We start from the raw sequence: 16,137 nt of genomic DNA, 5'->3' as shown, positions 1-16,137 counted from the left end.
GCTGGTTTGTTAAGGCCTCAAGCTTGCTAGATTGAAAGTCGCCTGCGTTGAGGAAAATTCTTGGTGCCAATCTAGCGTTCAAACGGATTCACCGCTGTTTCCATGGGAATGTGTTGCCGAAACATTTGCTACCAGCCTGCCAGTGCGTAGTGCTCTGACACGTGCGTTCATCCAATGCCTCACGACGACTCGGTACATCAGTTCACGGAAAAAGCCAAAGTTCTGCCTGTGACGGACATAGAAGGAGTCAGGGGAGTCAAAGACCCCAAAATCCTGCACGATGCCGTTTCTTTGAATGTATGTGTCACGGCCTTCCCATTCGACCTGGGGATCGCTCAGGCAATCCGTCCCCACACCATACCCACACAGGCTTTCTGTTTTGGGAAATGTCTGCTGCAACACGCGTAAGAAAAGCTCATCCAGAATAAAGCCTTCCAGCTTTAGCCACGTACCCTCTGCTTCGACTTCGACCCATGAATGCACAATCTCCATCGGCGCCATCGGATAGAAAAGCTCGGGAACCACACCCCTCTGCAATTCTTTGTGGATCGTAAAGCCATGCAAACGGCATCGGATACCGCTGCCGCGAAACAGTGCCATCAGAAGAGTGCCCTTGGTATTGCATTGCCCATAGCCATTGGCGAGTACCTCTGACGCCGGGATATCGTCTGCACGGTTGTAACCAAAGGCAATCTCGTTACGCACGAAATCATAAATAGCGCCAATTCGATCCAATACAGGCAGATCGGGCCAGCTCCGTTCCGTTATGAGCCCCAAAATTGCGGGTGTTTCAAAATCAAGCAGAGGTGTGGCGGTTAGCAACGGGTCTCGGTTCAGCATTTGGTCTCTCGTCGAATCAACTCAGAAAGACTTTTAACTGCTATAGTGACTATAGCTTCAAGAGGCTAATTCCAGTTCGCAATAACGCTGCCCGGGGTTACGCGCCGATTTCTTCGTGATCAGTAAGACATTCGGAATGATCGCGCAGAACTTCGAGAACACGACAGTCCGAGGTGTTGCCGCCACTGCATTCATGCACCATGCGCTCCAGCTCGGTCCGCAACGCTTCCAGCCGCGCCATTCTTTGCTCAATCTGTTTGAGTTGCCGGCGCGCGATACTGTCGGCTTCATGACATGGGCGATCCGGATCGTCGGACAAATCAAGCAGTTCGCGTATCGCCTCAAGCGAAAACCCCAATTGGCGGGAATGACGGATGAATGCAAGGCGATCCAGTTCGGCATGGCCGTAACGCCTCTGGCCACCTTCGGTGCGCCCCGGTTCCGGCATAAGTCCGATCTGCTCGTAGTAGCGGATCGTCTGAACCTTGGTTCCGGTCTTTTTTCCGAGCGTTCCGATCGTCAGCATCTGGGTCTCCTTGCAAAGTTACAGCTTATGTAGGTTCGCGTCGACACCGCACAATAGTACCTTCCAGCCGGTGGACCTGTGACACCCAGCCGCAGGCTCAAAAACCCCTTTGAACCTCTAGCAGGTAGAGGGTGTACATGCCGTTCTGAACCAAGAATCACAGGCGGACGGCTAACTTTGAAACTGACCGTGTTTCAGAAAATCTTATGGGTAATGGCTGGTGTCGCAACGGCGGCATTTGCCTATCTGATGCTGTGGTCAGAATATAGACCTGCGCGGATTGAGGAGGGGTCTGTCCCGTTCGAAGCCAGGTTCGAACTGACAGATCACTCTGGTGTTGTCCGTACTCAGAACGACTTTGCGGGCAAATGGATGTTGGTGTTTTTTGGGTTCACCAACTGCCCGGACGTATGCCCTACAACACTGTCTGAGGTAGCAGCAGTGCAGGAAGGGCTGGGCGACCAATCAAACCAAGTGCAACCTATCTTCATTTCAATTGACCCCGAACGCGACACTCCGGCCGTCCTGGCCGAGTATGTGCCACTTTTCGATGCGGGGATCATTGGGCTTACAGGCACGCCAGAACAGATTGCGCAAACGTCCAAGACCTTTCCGATATTCTACGAACGGATCGAACAAACCCCTGCGCCGGATGGATATACGATGGGGCATACCTCTCATCTGTTTCTGTTCAACAAGGACGCTGGATTCGTCCAGTCCTGGTCCTATGGCACGCCTGCCGAAGAAATTCTTGCGGATCTGAAACAGAGACTCTGAGCACCATGTCCCGGTTTTCTAAAGATACACTTCTCGGCCTGGCCTGGGCGATTGCCTTGGTTGCTTCTCTTTCTGTTCTGTTCATTGGAGAGATCCTGGGGCAGACGCCCTGTGTGCTGTGCTGGTTCCAGCGCGCGTTCATGTTCCCATTGGCGATCGTACTGGGGCTTGGCCTGTGGTGGCAGGACCAGAACGTGGGCCGATACGGGATAGCACTGGCATTGGGGGGCGCCGTTGTCGCCTTGTGGCACATGGGCCTGTATGCTGGTCTGATCCCGGAAAAAATCCAACCATGCTCGGCAAGTGGTCCGTCCTGCACCGACGCAAATCAATCTGTTTTGGGCATCCCGATTCCGCTGATGGCGCTCGTTTCATTCGCGCTGATCGGCGTTCTGTGCGCCCTTTCACTCAAGGAGAAACAAGTATGAACAGACGTGGCATGATCTTGTCCGTTCTCGCGCTCGGTGGGGCCGGATTCGGGGCCGCCGCCTGGTACGTGAACCGAACGACTGCTTCAGGCAACACCGAGCCTGTCGCACCCGAAATCGCCGAAACACTTATCCGTTCCTACTCGCCTGTTCTCGGCCCTAAAGACGCACCGGTTACAATTGTCGAATTTTTCGATCCGGCTTGTGAAGCCTGCCGTGCCTTTCATCCGGTCGTGAAGGACATAATGGCTCAGCATGGAGACGCCGTGCGTGTTGTGATCCGGTACACCCCTTTCCATGGCGAAGGCTCAGAGGAGGCGATCCGCGTGCTTGAAGCGGCACGCATGCAGGGGGTCTTTGAACCGGTCCTGGAAGCCGTGCTGCGAGAGCAGCCCAAATGGGCCGCGCATGGTGCGCCTGAGCCTGGTCTTATTATTCGAATTGCAGCAGCGGCGGGACTGGATGCCGAGGCAGCGCAGGCACAAATGCTTGCGCCCCAGACAGTTGGTGTTCTCAATCAGGATCGCGCTGATGTCGAAGCGGCCGGTATAAGGCAAACTCCGACATTCTTCGTCAATGGCAAATCTCTGGATCCGTTTGGTGAGGCTGAATTGAGGCGCCTGGTCGCTGCAGAAGTTGCAGCACTGCAAAGCTGAGCAGTAGCGAGAGGTACTATGAGACTCACTGCAAAAAATACTCTTCTGGCAGGTGTACTGAGTGCATTCGGTCTGACGGCCATTCTCTCGGCACCGGTTCTGGCAGGGGGCAACGATGTTGTCGTTGAAGATGCCTGGTCGCGCGCTTCTATTGGCTCCAACCGACCTGGGGTCGCTTACATGACGATCCGCAACACCGGCAATGAGGCCGTCACGCTGACGTCTATCCGCACCGATCTTGCGAGGATGCCCGAGATCCATCAGACATCGACCAATGCAGAGGGCGTCAGTTCCATGGCACCCGCTGGCGAGCTGGAAATTGCGCCGGGTGGTTTCGTAGCGCTTGAGCCGGGCGGGCTCCACGCAATGCTCATGCGGCTGCAACGCCCTATGATCGAAGGCGAGCGCTTTACGCTGACTCTTATCTTTGCTGATGGCGCAGAAAAGACCGTCAACGTGCCGATATTTGGCATCGCGGCGCGAGGCCCCGAGAGCTGATGCAGCGGCGACGCGTTCTCACATTCGGGTCTGCTGGACTTGGAGCAATCGGCCTGACGCTCTTTGCCGGATGGTGGCAAGTGGATGGGCCGGGAGCGGCTCAATCCGATCGCCTTCGCCCCCTTGCGTTGTCGGACATGAACTTTCGCATGGTTGATCACGAAGGGATCACCGTCACCCCGCAATCGCTGGTCGGACGTGCAACAATGGTGTTCTTCGGCTTTACCTACTGCCCGGATGTTTGCCCGACGACTCTTTCGGATATTTCCCTCTGGCTGGATGATCTGGGCAATGACGCGGACGAGTTGAACGTCGTGTTTATAACCGTAGACTCTGAAAGGGACACGGTCGATGCCATGGCCGATTATGTCAGCTACTTTCATCCGGCTATTCGCGGTTGGGTCGGCGTTTCGGACCAAATCGCGCAAGCCGCAGACGACTTTCGCGCCAATTATGAAAAAGTTCCACTGGAAGATGGCGACTACACAATGAACCACACCGCAAGTGTTTTTCTGTTTAACCCCACAGGCGAATTTGTCAGCACCATCGACTATCATGAGCAGAGAGAGTTCGCTGTACCCAAGATCCGCCGCGCTTTGAAAAGTGGAGCGGATACAACATCATGAACGCACGGTTTCTAGCAACCTCGGCGATCGCGATCAGCAGCGTCTCGATTGCTTCGATCATGTTCATTGCCTCGAACAGGTCTGAAATGACGGCGCCTGCGCCCACGGTCTTTCAGCTGCCCAAACTTCCTGCGGAACCGCAGATCACATCGGCTCCGTTGCTGAATGTACCATCGGCAGAACTCGCTCCAAGCCCCGTTTCGTTTCGACCTGCTCAGCCGGAACCCATTCAGGCAGAGGAACCTTTGCCACCTGTTGAACCACCTTCACGAACATGGACGCGCGAGCTTGCAGTGGGTGACACACTCGACAGTATGCTGTCTGACGCGGGGATCGACGCAACCGATCGCGCCGAAATCGCACTTGCACTTGGCGCTGAATACGACTTGCGGCGCTTGCGGCCGGGTCACTCGATAACAGTCGTTGCAACGGCAGCGGATCAACTGTGGAGTGTGGAGCTCGCCGTGGAAGATGGCGTGAGAATTGAAGTGACACTTAGCGAGACGTTGTCCACGCGCGTGGTCTCACCGGAACCCGACACTGTCATTCTGGCCCGCAAAACAGAGATCGAAACTTCGATTTCAAATGCGCTGAGTAGCGCAAAGATCCCGGTTCGTTTTGCGGTGGATCTCGCTCAGATGCTGAGCGGGACAGTGGATTTTCGGAGGGACCTGACAGGTGGTGAAGCTCTCCGTCTTCTCTGGCGCGAAAAGAGCATCGATGGCGAGAGGGTGGGCCAGTCCGAGCTCATTTTTGCGGCGCTGGAAGTTGATGATCGGCTTTACGAAATAGCATGGCCAGACGACGACAACGGTCGCGCCACGATCTATGTTGATGGTGAACTTCTTCGTGTCTTTGCCCAACCCGTCGAAGGCGCGCGCCTGAGTTCAGTCTTTGGTCGGCGAAAACACCCGGTCTACGGCAATGTGCGGATGCATACAGGTGTCGATTTTGCTGCTGCACGCGGCACGCCGGTACATGCGACAGCTCCGGGCCGGGTATCCTATGTTGGTTGGCGCGGGGGGTATGGGCGTGTGGTGGAAATCGCTCATGGATCGGATACGGTCACGCGATATACGCATCTTAGCGCAACCGCCGATGGTCTGGCCAAAGGTCAGCGCGTGGAGGCTGGCGAGATGGTTGGCCGTGTCGGGTCGAGCGGCACCGCGACCGGCCCCAATCTTCATTATGAAGTATTGGTTGACGGGCGCCCAACGGACCCGCTTTCTGACGACCGACTTGCTGCCGCTGCGAACAACGAGGTTGAAAGCGAAGCAGCGCGAAAACGCTTAAGAAATGCTCGGGCACAGCTTGAGGAACAGCTGGGCAATACCGTCGCCAAAAAAAGCGAATCTAGTTCGTGAGAGTTTCTTAAAACGGCTTCAGGTGCGCGGCTATCAGTTAGCGGGTATGCGCACCTGAAGCGAACTGCACTGCAGAAGAACCAAATCAGAGGATGTAAGATGATGGCAATCGCGGGGGCCTTGGTTGGCGCCGTTTGGGGTGGGGTCCTGGCAAAGCGCCGGAATGGCAACAGCCTTGATATTCTTCAATACGCTACAGGATATGCCATCGCTTTTGGCCTGGTGGCGTTCTTTCTTTCGATCGCAGTTGTGCGCCTGATGTAACGCGCCAGTAAGCGAGGCGAAAGCCGGACACCTTGAAGTCCGGCTTCCACTCTTATGTGGTCGCAGCGCCTGTTCCGTGCGAGCCAAGGGTATTTGCCGCAGTCTGGGCGGTGTGATCTTCCGGAGCTTTCAGAAGCCGTAAGGCATTGGCCACGACCAGCAAGGACACTCCGACATCCGCGGCGATTGCACCCCACATGGATGCCAGCCCAAAACCCGTCAGAGTCACAAACAATGCTTTGGTCGCAAGTGAGAAGCCGATGTTCTGACGGATGATCGACATGGTTCGACGTGAATGGTCGATCAGCCAGGGTACTTTACCGATGTCGTCGGTCATTAGAGCAATATCTGCGGTCTCAATAGCAGCGTCGGACCCAACTGCACCCATCGCGACCGCATAATGTGCCCGAGCCATCGCAGGTGCATCGTTGACGCCATCGCCGATCATCGCAACCATCTCGTGTTGCTCTGCCAGTTCTTCGATCGCAGCGACCTTGTCTTCCGGCAGAAGCTGGGCCCGGACTTCGTCGATGCCGACTTCGGCTGCTACCGCTCTCGCGGTTTGTTCGTTGTCACCTGTCAGCATGATGATTGACTTCACGCCCTGCGCGTGAAGCCGGGCAACGATGTTCTTGGCTTCGGGGCGAATGCGGTCCCGCAGCTCAAGCAAACCGGTGACTCCGTTCTCATCCCCGACAACCACAAGTGTGCTTCCCGCGCTCTCGATCTGGTTGCTCAATTCGGCAGGAATGGACGCGCCAAAGCCCTTCTCTACAGCGAAGCGGTCAGAGCCAAGCCAGATATTTCCGCGCTCGGTGCGGCCCTCAAGACCCCGACCGGGAACGGTTCGGATATCTTCAGCCGCAGATATCGAAATGTCGGTCTGTTCTGCCCTGGTGAGAATGGCGCGGGCCAACGGGTGTGAAGATCGAACCTCAAGGCTGGCAGCGCTTGCCAACAGTTCCCGCTCGGATGCGCCGCCCAGCGGATAGACATTGGCCACTTCAGGCTCGCCCATGGTGATCGTGCCGGTCTTGTCCATGGCCAGTGCGGTAGTGCGCCCGGGGGCTTCGATATATGCACCGCCCTTAATCAGAACCCCGGCCCGGGCCGAAGCGGTCAAAGCCGCAACGATTGAAACCGGCGTGGAAATGACGAGTGCACAGGGGCAGGCGATAACCAGAAGAACAAGTGCATTGTAAAACCAAAAGCCCCACGATGCGCCAAATGCAAGCGGTGGGATCAGGGCGATGGCCACTGCAACGACCATAACGATGGGCGTATAGATCCGCGCAAATTTTGTTACCCACTGCTCAACCGGCGCACGGCGCGCATGAGCATCACCGACCATCCGGATGATCTTGGCAAGCACGGTATCGGACGCTGTTTTCGTCGCACGTATTTTGAGGGTGCCTTCACCATTGATTGTGCCGGCGTAGACCTCATCACCCAGCTCTTTGGGGATCAGTGCGCTTTCACCTGTGATTGGAGCCTGGTCAACGGCACCGGCCCCTTCGATGACTTCCCCGTCAAGTGGAATGCGATCCCCACCCCGAACGATGAAGCTGTCGCCGACAAAGACATCCGCCGCCGGGACCGTTGCCTCTGAGCCGTCAGCACGAACCAGCCGAACCGTCGGGGGGGCCAGATCAAGCAGCGCGGATACTGCGTTGCGAGCCCGTCCGACACTCCAGCTTTCCAGATAAAGAGAGAGCGAAAAGAAAAATGCTACAGTTGCCGCTTCAAAAAACTCACCCAGACCGATGGCACCAGCGACGGCAACAACCATCAAAAGGTTCATATCCGGCGAAAGGCGCTGCGCCGAAGACCAGGCCTTGGGGGCCACCAGCCAGACGCCAAACAAGATCGCGACCGCGAACAAAGTGGCCTCGGGCAAAGGCATCGGAACCTCACCATGTCCCGAAAACAGTCCAAGCGCTCCGCCCATGCCTGTTTCGAAGATGTGCCAGCCAAAGCCTGCCGCCCAAAAACCTCCGCTGAGTGTGGTGAACCGTCGCTGACGCGCAATATGCGCCGCCTGATCCAGGGCGGCATTTCCGTCATCCCAAGGTTTGGCGTTCATACCGGTGCAGGCAACCAGCAGCATGACGTCTTCGTCAGAAAGCTTGGCAGCACTTTCAAGAAGCGTCATTCGACTGTTGATGACATCAAAAGCGAGATGCTCTTCACCACCAACTTTCGGGCCGATAACCCGGTTCAGGATCACAACCTCTTCGGCGCAATCGAGGCCAGAGACCTGAAAGCTTCTACCGCCGTCAGGAATTGGACCGGCGGGGGCGATGGCGCCACACCCGCCACTACTGCATGCGTGGTGACCATGTTTGTTTTCGTGGCCATGGTCGTGGCTATGGGTATCGGATGACATGATCGGACCTCAAGAATCTCTATGGTCCTTTGTAAGTAGTTCCTACAGTAACTAGAGCTTCAATACCTTTCTGAATTTTTTAGCATCCGGGTTCCTTGCGCGTGATACCGACACTCCATTCCTTCTTGCGGGCTGGTCGCGTGGATGCAATCTAGTCGCAGAGGACGCAAAAAATTCTGGAACAGGTCAATGCAGAAACGGATCGCAATTACCATCACGTTAGTCTCGATTACTGCCGGTTGCTCAGCCCAGTTCACTGGGGCCAAAAGCAAAGCACTTGAACCAGGCAACGTGCCAGATTCAGTCGTTGCGCTGGCAGGGCCGGGGCAGGATCTGGCCACGGCACGCCTTTTGCCAGAAGACAATTGCTTCTGGTATGAGCACAGCGGACCTGTCGAGACGACATTGGTACCATTGCGCGCGACGAATGGCGCTCCGATCTGCGCCGCGCGAGACGCCTGATAAAAAAGAGGGCGACGACGTCCACCTACGCTGCCCAAAATTTATGAGCGGGCTGTGACGCTATCTTCGGCCGAGTATAAATATGCGGTCGAGCCGATTCTTACATGTGGGTAGAGATCATTGATATGGGCCATGATCATTCTAACACATCCAGAACTTGCGCGACCACCGATGCTTCTAGGCTGAGGCGTGCCGTGAATTCTGAGATATGTATCTCGATTTCCAACGTATAGATAAAGGGCTCGAGAGCCGAGAGCATTACTTGGCCCGGGTTCCATACCATCCCGAAATTCCGCGTATTCGGGGTTGCGCTCGATCATTGAAGCCGTTGGCGTCCAATGTGGCCACTCGACCTTGCGCCGGATAGCATAGGTTCCGGGCTCGTAAAGGTTCCCTCGCGCGATCGCAACGCCATAGCGCATTGCGGTCCCGCCTTCCTCGATATGGTAAAGATAGCGCGCGACCGCATCGACATGGATGTCACCAGGAACCAAACCATCATTTGCTACGACACGTCGTGGTAAAAAACGGTCATGAACGCCCCATGGATTTGAGGTCGCTGGATCGTAATCAAATGGCGTGACCTGGCTGTCCCAATAGGTCTTTTGCGACGAGGTTGGCCATGTTTTGGCGATCAATGGACTGGCCGCAGACGCGGAAAACAGCGCAGTGGTTGATTGAATGAAATAGCGCCTTGTCAGCATAGATCTCAGCCTGGTTCACAAGTTCAATGTATTTGCATCGCATTTTCACGATCAAATTCGAGTCTTAAAGCCTCTAGCAGCTAGAGCTTCAAGAGGTTTCAGGTAACGCTTAGTTTATCCAGTCGATCAGGTGCGCGGTGGCGTGAACTCTGATTTGATCGAGTTTGCTTTGGACTGGGTCAAAAAAGCAATGGAAAGAACCGAAATGCCCATTGTAGTTGCTTCATGTTTTCGGTTTCCGACGATGCAAGCCAAAGGAACAAGACGGGAATTCGGCGCGGCTTTGCAACAGCTTATCTGTCCTTGGATACAGAGCGGCAAAAACCCGCGCGCACGCTGTACTTGCCGCTTAGACCCGCTGAATCCGCGTAGTTGTCTTCTCAGCCAGGAATGTCAATCAGGAGTCATCGCCGTCAGGCTGCACGGTCACTTTGGCCTCCACGGGCACACCCTCAACCATCAGAGGGCTGTGGCTGTTGCCATTGAGAGAAACTTTTACTTCAACATCGCCATCGGGGAGCGACGGAAGGTGTAACCAATTGGCATAAAGGCGGCCCAGCTTTTCGCCGTTGATATAAACATGCGCGTGACCTTCGCCTGGAACGTCAGCCGTGGAGGCATTTTCCGGAGCAAAGCGAAAGTTCTGCGGTGTCACACGCAGATTCCAGCCCGCCATAGGATCCTTAATCATCTGGATCGCCACACTGGGGGCGTCGCTGTCGGCAGGCAGATTAGTGGCAGCGGAGTGGTCGTGCGCTGCCATCTCCATGTTGCCGCCGTGTTGGGCCGGGTCAGTATGGTCATGGCTCTCAAAGGTGCTACCGCTGCTGGCGGCAATCACAAAGCCAGCACCGCCGCCAAAGACAAGTCCGATGGCAAAGAGAGCAAGAGAACGGGACATCTTGTCATCCTCAATAAAAAAAACCCGCCGGTGTAACCAGCGGGGTAGCAATGGAGGAGCGCGATCAGACTGCAGCGCCTGCGCGCTTGCCTTCTGTCTGCCAGAAGTGGCCGGTGAAACTGCCTAAGAGTGCCCAGGCGGCCATGCCGATGCCGAAGGCCCGGGCAGCAAAAAGCGCCCCGATCTCGGTCGGAACCGGCCCAGAGAAACTCTCAGGCTCAGGGGCCCCGATAATATGCGGTACCATTAGCAGCACGGCCGCAATCAGGTAGCTTACCAGGTTACCTCCAAAGGCAATCAGCCACATGGCTACGCCGGCTGCGGCAACGGTGACCGTCCACCAGATCTGACGCACTCCCACATCTGCTGCCGCTACGCCGGGAACTTCTGGAGCCAGTGACAAGCCAGGAGCAAAGTGGAAGGCGACAAAGCCCGCAAGACCCCAAAGCAGGCCGGTGCGGCCGTTGATCTCATGCCCCTGACGTTCGGCTACTGACATCAGCGCCGCCAGGACTAGCGCATAGCCGGTGTAGGTAAGCATGGTGAAGATAATGCTGAGACCATCGCGCATCGGCTCGGCGAACATGCCGGGCAGGTCGGGATGCGCAGTTACGGGATCAGCGCCAAAATGCACCAGGTCGCCGCCCTCATAGAGCTCGGCGTGAAGTAGCACTGGCTGCACGAAATACAACTGCAGAAGGGCGGCAATCAGCCCCGCTGCTGCACCAGCGAACAAGCCGCTGGTCAGAATACGACTGAACATTGTTTTAGTGGCAGGGGAAGCCAGTTGCGTGGCGCACATCATGAGCCGCGTCATGCAGGCCAGAAGCCTGAACATGGCCAGTCACGGTAATGATCCCTAGACCCAGAACCACGGCGAATACTGCAGGCAGAAAGGATGCGCCAGCGGCGGATGCCTTGATCGTTTTTGTCGTCATTTTAATCCTCCTCGCCGTCACACCCGACGGCATATGTTGTGTCCATCCTACGGCCGGTCTCCTGACTCGCAGGTCACAGCAGACTTCCCCCTTCCCAGCGCCATTACGCCAGTGGTATTGGAAGGCCGCTCGCCGCTCACAGTCGCGGGGGCGGTCAAGGCTTCAGTGCGGTAGTTTGGTGCACCGTCCTCATTCCCGTTTCAGTCCCAGTGCGTAGGCACCTTTGGACACCGTAGAAGCCTTTATTGTTCCATAGTGCTTTGTTCCGTCAAGTACGAAAGCGACATCATAGTATTCTGCAGCGGTCAATCTTAGGTAATGGCAGGCTTGGTTTAGATTTTAGCCGTTCAGTGCAGAAGGCTAAGTCGAAAAACACAAACTGTAAGCTGAAAACTCGACACCGGAGCTTTGGTCGGCAAGTTGCATGTTGGCTATCTTTTTTGTGCCGGTATACGTGCAATCGCCTTGAAACGTAGCTTACCTAGCTTCCTGGCGTCAGCGAAGTCGCCGTCAGTACTGTCCTCATACATCCGCATGAAGATCATTATGTCCGGAAGATCGACAACCGTAACCTCACCGAAAAGATAGGCGGTCTTGCCGCTTTGTCGCACCGCCAACGTCTGTGGTCGGTGACAACCGGACATGCAATCCACTTGCTGCAACTCGGCTTGCACCCCCGATGCCTCCAGCGTTGCGGCTAATTGATCATAAAGGGTGGAATCCGCGTCGCGGCAGGTTCTGCAAAGCGTGAGGTTAGGTAGGCACATGCGTCAGGCTGATCCTTGATCGAGAACTTCCATCTGAGATTTCATATTTGCTGGTCGGTTGTTAGCTCAGTTTCAATACGTGTTTTGACTCTAAGTCTGGAAAAGAGTCCATACTCAGGCAGGAAGGACACATGAGCCCTAGCCCTCGAAAACTTTGCAAATACACCGAGTGCGAGACGGGGATTTGGCAGGGCGAAGAAGCAACCATCAGACGAAAAAATTTTTAAGTTTCTACGTGAGACTGAGCTGAAGCAGGTGGTAGGCGATGAAGTGGAAACAGCTCACGCGAAACATCTTTGTTCTTCAATAATCTGAAACAGCATTGCCTCCGGGATCGGCTCGCCATGACACGCCTATTTTCAGGTCCGCGCGCACCGCGCCTCCCAAGGCGAATTCCGAGACGCGACAGGTTCTTGTTGCGCGTAACTAGGTTCGTTCTATCGTCAATTACAGTCTAGATCCGGGACATATAGCGGGGTTCGTGCTTGATGGTTACCTTTCGGTTACCACGACCGATCATGGGACTGAATGCGTAGCGACAACCGACGACATTCAAAAGGAAGTACGCTGATGCGAAACGCCTCGGCATTAACAACTTTTCTGTCTGCGTCACTACAACCGAGGATCGCCCATGCCGCCATCGGTTCTCGCCGCAACCCGGTGTGATGGGTGTTGTGATAACGGCATATCTCCGGGTGCAGCCAGTCTTCGAACTCCTCCAATGTCATCGACGCAGTGCCGGAGCCGTCGCATTTCCCCTTATCCTTGGGGGATAATTGCGTTCTTCCCTAAAGTAGATGAACGGCCTCCATGGTCGTCCTAATCAGGCGTTCGATATCTTCGCCGTAACGCGCTCGACCCGGTGGCCTTTACTTGACGGAGATACTCCAATCTGAGCGGGTCAAATGGAAGGTTTCGCTGCGGAAACGCGCCCATTGTCTACGTGTATGGCTTGCGGAATCCCAACAGTAGGCCAATACGACACCTCCGAGATATCTGGCGCGCGGATCGAATTCGTTCACACGCAATGGTGCAAACACAAGCAGATGGACGAGTCGGACTGAGCATCGAAACTCAACTATGCGCCCAGAACAATGCAGGTCGTGACATCAATTGCGAGAGGCAACCAATGTCTACCCAATGGTTTAGCCGCTAGAAACCTGTACCCAACGATCAGGGTGAATCGGGTCCTGTATTCGTAGGAAAAGATACCTTGTTTCCTTCCACGTTTTGATCCTGTTGGTAACATTGTCCAGAACCAAATCGCCTTCACTCGAGCGATAGACTAGAACAGCATGGCCATTGCGATTGGTGTCCAAGACGGTCGCGATTAGTAGCTTCGTAGGATCCACACCGTTCTGCACAAGTTCAAACTTCTTTTGCAAAGCGAAGTCTTCGCAATCTCCTGACCCTTGCGTCGGCAGTGTCCAGTATTCCTTTGTCCCGTATTGGCTTTGATCCGAAACGGCACGGATTCTCCGATTGACGCGCGTGTTGATCGTTTTAACGATCTGATTTTCTTGTGCCACGGACAGACCAGAACTACGAGCGCTCGCGCACGCCCAAGAGTAATCTTTGCATAGTGTTTTGGCACCGGATGGCGCTTCAATCTTTCTGTCAAGACCGATCGAGGGAAGCTCAGAGGCTTGTAATGTAGCGGCAGACACAAAAAAGCTGCATATAAAACAGATCATTGGGAGATAACCCAGCAGGTTTTTCGATAACATTCTCTGAACTAACGTGGGATTTGTCATATCTGCCTTCTCCATGCTCGTTCCTCGAAGGTATCCAAACTTCCGGGGCCAATGTATTTTATTCCAAGCCTTCATGTGCCTTGAGGCATTGCAACTGCTTCTTAGCCTCTAGGGGTAAAGCGGCAAAAATTTGCAGATTCTTTGGTATTTCTTCCTTAGTTGACAGCATCAGAGCATCCACGCCATCACCAGTCCGGCATAGCTAACAGCGCGAACTAGAGGGTAAGCTGATCGCAATTCTCTCATTCAACAAAAATACAACACAGATCGGCCGTCATCGCTTAAGGTTACGAAATACTGGGACAATGAAGCCGCTCCTCCCCAAACTGAGACAGGCAGTTTCGGTTTTTCCGGGCGCTGCAATTAGTGACCGCTAATGACATCTTTGACGACAGGCTCGTTGAGCAACGCCGTTAGCAGGGGGCATGCTGCTCCTTCAGTACAGGTCTGCACAAGTTCTACCAATGCTTGCTCCAGCCGTTGGAGAGCGGCGATCTTTGACCTGACCTTGTCGAGATGTTTTGTTGCGACGTCTTCGGCGTCACGACAGGCTTGCTCCGGCGCTTTGGACAATTCGCGAAGTGCGCATGCATCCTGAATAGTGAAGCCAAGATCGCGGCAGCGTTTGATGAATCTGAGCTCGGATATTTCCCGTTCCGTGTAAGCGCGGCGCCCCGAGGCGGTTCGACCGGTTTTCTCGACTATGCCTTCCCGTTCGTAGTAGCGGATCGTCTCGACCGACAGGCCGGTCAATCTCGCCACTTCGCCAATCGCAATCATGTGATGACCTTTCCCTTGAACCTGTAGCCACTACAGGATGCATATTGTCGGTCATGATGTCGAATTTCGCAAACCGCACGAAGCAAAAATCGAGGAAGCCGAACCGGCTTCCGCTCAAGATCGTCAAAGTCGGAGAAAGCAGACTATGAGCAAGTTTGTAGGGGCGAGTTTTCTTGGATCGTTTACCGCATTTGGCGTTGCGACCTGCTGCATCTTGCCGATGGCCTTGATTTTACTTGGCTTGGGAGGGGGCTGGCTGGCCGTATTTGGCAAGATTGCCGCCGCGAGTTATTACGTGCTCGGCGGTTCGACGGCCCTGCTGTTTCTCTCTGGCATCGTCGCGTACCGCCATGGTTCACTCGACCGCCTCAAATGGTGGCTGACAGGCAGTTTTGCGTTAACGACCATCGCTTGGGTTATCGTACTCAACGAAATCCGAATAAATGATTTCCTGATAACCTTAATGTGACGCCATGAGTGAAGAACGCCCGAACCTTGTCAGCACGATCATCTGCCCGGAATGTGGACATTCAAGACCTGAAACGATGCCAACAGATGCGTGCCAGTGGTTCTACGAATGCACATCTTGCGGAAAAGTCCTGAAGCCACTTCCCGGCGATTGCTGCGTCTACTGTTCCTACGGATCGGCCCCATGCCCGCCAATTCAGGCGGGCGACAAATGCTGCGGTTGATACGGCGACCGGGATGTCGGTTTTGTCCGCAAAGCCGGTCATCAGGCTTGGCGGACGCAGGTATTTTTTCACCGTAGGCTGGAACTTGCCCGGTAGGACAAGGCAGGCGTGAAGTCACGGATCAACTGGTTTGCCGTGAAGAATGTCACGTAAACCGGGCAGAACAAGCGAGCGCCGTGTTTTTCAGGATCTTGCCAGCGCCGTCGGGACTTCATACGGCCGGGTAGCTGGCAAACACCTCTGTGGTTCCATCCTTGCGGATCAGGAAGACGTCAAAGGCTTCGCGTTCGCTTTCCGGCCCCATGCCTGGCGAGCCGAACGGCATTCCGGGAACCGACAGTCCGACAGCATCCGGGTGTTCGCCCAGCAGGCGCCGGATGTCAGCGGGCGGGACGTGTCCTTCGATCATGTAGCCCTCCGCGCGGCCCGTGTGGCATGACATCATGCCCTCTGGAATACCGTTGGCGGTTTTGTAAGCGTTCAAGGCCTCCCAGGCACTGTTTTCCACGCTTAATTCAAAGCCTTCCGCCCGCATGATTTTGATCCACGAGCCGCAGCATCCGCAATTCGGATCCTTCAGGACATGGATGAAACGGTCGGTTTTCGCGAAGGCGGGAAGCGCCGCGCTTCCCGCAAGGGCCGCGGCTCCTTGCATCACGCGGCGGCGGCTCAGGTTATTCGTCGTCATGTTCCCTCCTGTCACTGTACCCTAATTAATCAGAATTTGCGGATTCACGGCGTTCCGGGGCGTTTTTGTACCCTTAATTGCAATAT

Annotated in this window: 21 protein-coding genes and 1 riboswitch; of the genes, 10 read left to right on the top strand and 11 right to left on the bottom strand. The window is 55.2% G+C overall.

All coding sequences use genetic code 11. The features are described from left to right. Positions 1-78: 78 nt before the first annotated feature. On the bottom strand, positions 79-840 hold the full coding sequence (locus AC2FFD_RS15135) for a transglutaminase-like domain-containing protein (RefSeq protein WP_170634657.1): 762 nt from the start codon (positions 838-840) through the stop codon (positions 79-81). Between the two features lie 97 nt (positions 841-937). Then, entirely contained in the window at positions 938-1,366 is a 429-nt protein-coding gene (locus AC2FFD_RS15130; protein ID WP_170634659.1) for a MerR family transcriptional regulator, read from the bottom strand. A gap of 213 nt (positions 1,367-1,579) precedes the next feature. Here AC2FFD_RS15130 and AC2FFD_RS15125 point away from each other — a divergent pair, with 213 nt between their 5' ends. The 7 genes from AC2FFD_RS15125 (at position 1,580) to AC2FFD_RS15095 (ending at position 5,979) form a co-directional block, all read left to right on the top strand. Beyond that, positions 1,580-2,143, top strand: coding sequence for an SCO family protein (locus AC2FFD_RS15125; RefSeq protein WP_209251500.1), 564 nt, complete (start codon positions 1,580-1,582; stop codon positions 2,141-2,143). A 5-nt stretch (positions 2,144-2,148) separates the two neighbouring features. Continuing rightward, the gene (locus AC2FFD_RS15120; protein ID WP_209251498.1) at positions 2,149-2,571 is read left to right on the top strand and encodes a disulfide bond formation protein B; all 423 of its coding nucleotides are present in this window, start codon (positions 2,149-2,151) and stop codon (positions 2,569-2,571) included. Continuing rightward, on the top strand, positions 2,568-3,227 hold the full coding sequence (locus AC2FFD_RS15115; RefSeq protein WP_209251496.1) for a DsbA family protein: 660 nt from the start codon (positions 2,568-2,570) through the stop codon (positions 3,225-3,227). Before AC2FFD_RS15120 ends, AC2FFD_RS15115 begins: the two co-directional genes overlap by 4 nt. Before the next feature lie 18 nt (positions 3,228-3,245). Then, positions 3,246-3,725 (top strand): copper chaperone PCu(A)C, encoded by a 480-nt coding sequence (locus AC2FFD_RS15110; RefSeq protein WP_209251495.1) that lies wholly within the window; start codon positions 3,246-3,248, stop codon positions 3,723-3,725. Beyond that, the gene (locus AC2FFD_RS15105; RefSeq protein ID WP_209251494.1) at positions 3,725-4,351 is read left to right on the top strand and encodes an SCO family protein; all 627 of its coding nucleotides are present in this window, start codon (positions 3,725-3,727) and stop codon (positions 4,349-4,351) included. The genes AC2FFD_RS15110 and AC2FFD_RS15105 overlap by 1 nt, the downstream gene beginning before the upstream one ends. Further along, positions 4,348-5,715, top strand: coding sequence for a M23 family metallopeptidase (locus tag AC2FFD_RS15100; protein WP_209251493.1), 1,368 nt, complete (start codon positions 4,348-4,350; stop codon positions 5,713-5,715). Before AC2FFD_RS15105 ends, AC2FFD_RS15100 begins: the two co-directional genes overlap by 4 nt. A gap of 99 nt (positions 5,716-5,814) precedes the next feature. After that, on the top strand, positions 5,815-5,979 hold the full coding sequence (locus tag AC2FFD_RS15095; protein WP_170481525.1) for a hypothetical protein: 165 nt from the start codon (positions 5,815-5,817) through the stop codon (positions 5,977-5,979). A gap of 52 nt (positions 5,980-6,031) precedes the next feature. Here AC2FFD_RS15095 and AC2FFD_RS15090 read toward each other — a convergent pair whose 3' ends face one another. Then, on the bottom strand, positions 6,032-8,365 hold the full coding sequence (locus tag AC2FFD_RS15090) for a heavy metal translocating P-type ATPase (RefSeq protein ID WP_209251492.1): 2,334 nt from the start codon (positions 8,363-8,365) through the stop codon (positions 6,032-6,034). Between the two features lie 189 nt (positions 8,366-8,554). Between AC2FFD_RS15090 and AC2FFD_RS15085 the strand changes: the two genes are divergently transcribed. Further along, positions 8,555-8,827: a hypothetical protein gene (locus AC2FFD_RS15085; RefSeq protein WP_209251491.1), complete on the top strand. Its 273-nt coding sequence runs from the start codon at positions 8,555-8,557 to the stop codon at positions 8,825-8,827. 41 nt (positions 8,828-8,868) lie between these two features. Here the strand turns inward: AC2FFD_RS15085 and AC2FFD_RS15080 are convergent, their stop codons facing one another. From AC2FFD_RS15080 to AC2FFD_RS15050, 7 genes are all read right to left on the bottom strand, one after another. Then, positions 8,869-9,531 (bottom strand): L,D-transpeptidase, encoded by a 663-nt coding sequence (locus AC2FFD_RS15080; protein WP_170634676.1) that lies wholly within the window; start codon positions 9,529-9,531, stop codon positions 8,869-8,871. A gap of 397 nt (positions 9,532-9,928) precedes the next feature. Continuing rightward, on the bottom strand, positions 9,929-10,432 hold the full coding sequence (locus tag AC2FFD_RS15075; protein ID WP_170634678.1) for a hypothetical protein: 504 nt from the start codon (positions 10,430-10,432) through the stop codon (positions 9,929-9,931). 64 nt (positions 10,433-10,496) lie between these two features. Next, entirely contained in the window at positions 10,497-11,195 is a 699-nt protein-coding gene (locus tag AC2FFD_RS15070; protein WP_170634742.1) for a CbtA family protein, read from the bottom strand. Positions 11,196-11,199: 4 nt separating this feature from the next. Further along, the gene (locus tag AC2FFD_RS15065) at positions 11,200-11,370 is read right to left on the bottom strand and encodes a CbtB domain-containing protein (protein WP_170481539.1); all 171 of its coding nucleotides are present in this window, start codon (positions 11,368-11,370) and stop codon (positions 11,200-11,202) included. Between the two features lie 34 nt (positions 11,371-11,404). Then, positions 11,405-11,620: riboswitch (cobalamin riboswitch) on the bottom strand. A 181-nt stretch (positions 11,621-11,801) separates the two neighbouring features. Beyond that, on the bottom strand, positions 11,802-12,137 hold the full coding sequence (locus AC2FFD_RS15060; RefSeq protein WP_170634680.1) for a DUF1636 family protein: 336 nt from the start codon (positions 12,135-12,137) through the stop codon (positions 11,802-11,804). 1,145 nt (positions 12,138-13,282) lie between these two features. Beyond that, a complete protein-coding gene (locus AC2FFD_RS15055) occupies positions 13,283-13,906 on the bottom strand; it encodes a transglutaminase-like cysteine peptidase (RefSeq protein WP_247748073.1) in 624 nt (207 codons plus the stop codon). Between the two features lie 348 nt (positions 13,907-14,254). After that, entirely contained in the window at positions 14,255-14,671 is a 417-nt protein-coding gene (locus AC2FFD_RS15050) for a MerR family transcriptional regulator (RefSeq protein WP_170634682.1), read from the bottom strand. Between the two features lie 145 nt (positions 14,672-14,816). Here AC2FFD_RS15050 and AC2FFD_RS15045 point away from each other — a divergent pair, with 145 nt between their 5' ends. Beyond that, complete coding sequence (locus AC2FFD_RS15045; RefSeq protein WP_170634684.1) at positions 14,817-15,140, top strand: hypothetical protein; 324 nt, start codon at positions 14,817-14,819, stop codon at positions 15,138-15,140. Positions 15,141-15,144: 4 nt separating this feature from the next. Beyond that, the gene (locus AC2FFD_RS15040; RefSeq protein ID WP_247748072.1) at positions 15,145-15,363 is read left to right on the top strand and encodes a GDCCVxC domain-containing (seleno)protein; all 219 of its coding nucleotides are present in this window, start codon (positions 15,145-15,147) and stop codon (positions 15,361-15,363) included. A gap of 211 nt (positions 15,364-15,574) precedes the next feature. Here AC2FFD_RS15040 and AC2FFD_RS15035 read toward each other — a convergent pair whose 3' ends face one another. Continuing rightward, positions 15,575-16,051, bottom strand: a complete 477-nt coding sequence (locus AC2FFD_RS15035; RefSeq protein ID WP_170634686.1) for a DUF411 domain-containing protein — start codon at positions 16,049-16,051, stop codon at positions 15,575-15,577. Between the last annotated feature and the right edge of the window lie 86 nt (positions 16,052-16,137).

This window comes from Ruegeria sp. YTSC002, assembly GCF_059609845.1.
Note: the sequence above shows the minus strand (reverse complement) of the source record. Positions and strands in the feature narration are given on the sequence as shown.